A 4,000-nucleotide genomic window follows, 5' to 3' on the forward strand; every position below is an offset into this window, starting at 1 on the left:
CCGATGCTGGCCGAGTTCCGTGCCGTGGCGGAGAGCGTCTCCTACGCGGCGCCGGCCATCCCGGTCGTCTCCACGGTGACCGGTGCTGGCGCCGAGTGGACCGATCCTGGGTACTGGGTCGGTCAGGTGCGGTCGGCGGTCCGGTTCGCCGACGCTGTCACCGGTCTGGTCGAGCAGGGTGTCACCACCTTTGTCGAGTTGGGTCCCGACGGTGTGCTGAGCGCCATGGGTCAGTCGGTCGCGGACGGCGAGTTCGTGGCCGCTCTGCGCAAGGACCGCGACGAGGTCCGGACCCTGGTCACGGCCGTGAGCACCGCGTGGGTGCGGGGCGCTGACGTCGACTGGAAGACCCTGCTCGGCGGCGGCGCACTGGTCGAGCTGCCCACGTACGCCTTCCAGCACGAGTCGTACTGGCTCCGGTCCGTCACCACCGGCGACGTCCAGGCCGCCGGCCTCGACCCCGCCGGACACCCGCTGCTCGGCGCCGCCCTCCCCCTCGCCGGCGGCGACGGACTCGTCCTCACCGGCCGCCTCTCCACCCGGACCCACCCGTGGCTGGCCGACCACGCCGTCATGGGCACCGTCCTCGTTCCCGGCACGGCACTCGTCGAGCTGGCCATCCAGGCCGCCGACCGCGTCGGGTGCGACCTCGTCGAGGAACTGACCCTCCAGGCACCACTCGTGCTGCCGGACGGCGAGGCGGTCACCACCCAGGTCACCGTCGGCGCCGACCACACCATCGCCATCCACTCCCGCCGCGACGGCGGCGACTGGACCCAGCACGCCACCGGCACCCTCGCCACCGGAACACCGCAGTCCACACCGGACTGGACGGTGTGGCCGCCCGCCGGCGCGGCCGGCGTGCCCATCACCGACGTCTACGACCGGGCCGCCGAACTCGGACTCCAGTACGGCCCCGCCTTCCAGGGCCTGCAGACGGTCTGGCGACGCGGGGACGAGGTGTTCGCCGAGGTCGCCCTCGCCGAGGAGCAGCACGGCGACGCCGCGAAGTTCGGCCTGCACCCGGCCCTGCTGGACGCCGCGCTCCACGCGCTGTTCGCCGGCACGACCGAGGAGCAGGCCCGCCTCCCGTTCGGCTGGCGCGGCGTCCGCCTCATGGCCGGCGGCGCGACCAGCCTCCGCCTGCGCATCGCGCCGGCCGGCGACGGCGCCATCACCCTCGACGCCGCCGACGGCACCGGCCAGCCGGTCGCCTCCGTCGGCGCACTGTCGCTGCTGCCGGTCACCCCCGAACAGATCAGGGCCGCCGCCGGCACCACCCGGTCCCGCTACGGGGTCGACTGGACCCCCACCGAACTGTCCACGGCGGCCGACGTGACCGTCACGAGCCAGGCGGTGCACACCGCCCACGAGGCCCTCACCGCGATCCAGGACTGGCTCGCCCAGGATCCACCCGAGAACGCGCGGCTCGCGCTCGTCACCACCGGCGCCGTCGGCGTCACCCCCGAGGAGCGCGTCCCGAACCTCGACGCCGCCGCCGTCTGGGGCCTCGTCCGCTCCGCGCAGGCCGAGCACCCGGACCGGTTCGTGCTCCTCAACGGCCCCGCGGATCTCGCGGCCACCGTTGCCGCGTCGGGCGAGACGCAGGTCGCCGTCCGCGACGGCCAGGCCTACGTGCCGCGCCTGGTGCGCGCTCAGGACTCCGCCGAGCGGCCGGCACCGGACCCCGACGGCACCGTCCTGATCACCGGCGGCACCGGCGGCCTCGGCGCGCTGCTGGCCCGGCACCTGGTCATCGAGCACGACGTCCGCCACCTGCTGCTGGTCAGCAGGCGCGGCTCGAAGGCCGCCGGCGCGCGGCGGCTCGTCGCCGAGCTGACCGAGCTGGGTGCCGACGCGCGGGTCGCGGCGTGCGACGTCACCGACCGCGAGTCCCTCGCCACGGTGCTGAAGTCCCTCGACCGCCCGCTGACCGGTGTCGTGCACGCCGCCGGTGTCCTCGACGACGGCGTCGTCACCGCGCTCACCCCGGACCGCCTCGACACCGTCCTGGCACCCAAGCTCGTGGCCGCCCGCACCCTCCACGAACTGGCCGGCGACATCCCGCTGTTCGTGGTGTTCTCCTCGGCCGCGGGCGTGCTCGGCACCCCGGGCCAGGCGAACTACGCGGCCGCCAACGCCGCCCTCGACGCGCTCGCCCACGACCGCCGAGCGGCCGGGCAGCACGCCGTGTCGATGGCCTGGGGCCTCTGGGACGCCGCCAGCGACATGACCGGCGAGCTGAGCGACGCCGACCGCGCCCGCCTGCGCCGTGACGGCTTCGGCGCACTGTCCACGGCAGACGGCCTGGCGCTGTTCGACGCGGCCGTCGCCGGCGAGCGCGCCCTGTCCGTGCTGATAGACCTCGACCCCACCGCCGTGGCGAAGGCGACCGACGCGGTCCCACCCATCCTCCGGGCGCTGGTCCGCGCCCCCGCCCGCCGCGTCAGCGGCAGCGGCGGTCCGGCCGGCGAGCTGGCCCACCGGATCGCCGGGCTCGCCGAGCCCGAGCAGCGCCAGCTCCTCCTCGACGCCGTCCGCACCCACATCGCCGCCGTCGTCGCCCACGGCTCGCCGGAGTCGATCGCGCCGACCCAGCCGTTCAAGGACCTCGGCTTCGACTCGCTCACCTCGGTGGAGCTGCGCAACCGGCTGAACGCCGCGACCGGCCTGCGGCTGCCGGCCACGCTCGTGTTCGACTACCCGAACCCGGAGAAGCTGGTCGACCACCTGCTGTCCGCGCTGGCCGGCACCGCGACCACCCCGGTCGTGGTCGCCGCCCGCACCGGCGAGCGGGACGAGCCGATCGCCATCGTCGGCATGGGCTGCCGCCTGCCCGGCGGGGTGTCCACCCCGGACGAGCTGTGGGAGCTGGTCATGGGTGCCCGGTCCGGCATCTCCGACTTCCCGACCGACCGCGGCTGGGACCTGGACCGGCTCTACGACCCCGACCCCGAGGCCTCCGGCACCAGCTACGTCCGCAGGGGTGGGTTCCTGCACGGGGCCGCCGAGTTCGACGCCGAGTTCTTCGGGATCAGCCCGCGTGAGGCGCTGGCGATGGACCCGCAGCAGCGGCTCCTCCTCGAAACCGCCTGGGAGGCGCTGGAACGAGCCGGCATCGACCCGCTGTCGTTGCGCGGCAGCAGGACCGGGGTGTTCGCCGGCATGATGGCCCAGGACTACGGCCGCGGCGTCGACGCGGGACAGGCAGGCGTGGAAGGGTTCCTGGTCACCGGCATCGCCGGCAGCGTCCTGTGCGGACGGCTGTCGTACGTGCTCGGCCTGGAGGGCCCGTCGGTCACCATCGACACGGCGTGCTCCTCGTCCCTCGTCGCACTGCACATGGCCGTGCAGGCGCTGCGGGCCGACGAGTGCGACCTCGCCCTCGCCGGTGGTGTCACGGTGATGACCGGTCCGGAGACGTTCGTCGAGTTCTCCCGGCAGCGCGGCCTCGCGGTCGACGGCCAGTGCAAGTCGTTCGCGGCCGGCGCCGATGGTACGGCCTGGGGCGAGGGCTCCGGCGTGCTCGCGGTCGAGCGGCTGTCCGACGCGCGGCGCAACGGCCACCCGGTCCTCGCCGTCGTGCGGGGTTCCGCGGTGAACCAGGACGGCGCGTCCAACGGGCTCACCGCGCCGAACGGGCCGTCGCAGCAGCGGGTCATCGGCGCCGCGCTGGCCGCCGCCGGCCTGACCGTGTCCGACGTGGACGCCGTCGAGGCGCACGGCACCGGCACCCCGCTCGGCGACCCGATCGAGGCGCAGGCCCTGTTGGCCACCTACGGCCGCGACCGCGAGACACCGCTGTGGCTCGGTTCGGTCAAGTCGAACCTGGGGCACACCCAGGCGGCGGCCGGCGCGGCCGGCGTGATCAAGATGGTGCTGGCGCTGCAGCACGGGCAACTCCCGCCCACCCGCAACGTCGACGCGCCGTCCCCGAAGATCGACTGGACCGCGGGCGACGTCCGGCTGCTGACCGAACCCGTCGAGTGGCCGGCGAACG

Annotated in this window: 1 protein-coding gene; it reads left to right on the forward strand. The window is 74.9% G+C overall.

Features of this window, described 5'->3' with window-relative positions; translation table 11 throughout:
• Positions 1-4,000 (forward strand): SDR family NAD(P)-dependent oxidoreductase (locus tag ACJ73U_RS25470; RefSeq protein ID WP_407780229.1); only part of this gene is annotated, 4,000 nt, incomplete at both ends.

This window comes from Actinophytocola sp., from assembly GCF_045807065.1.
In the GTDB taxonomy this organism is placed as follows: Bacteria; Actinomycetota; Actinomycetes; order Mycobacteriales; family Pseudonocardiaceae; genus Actinophytocola.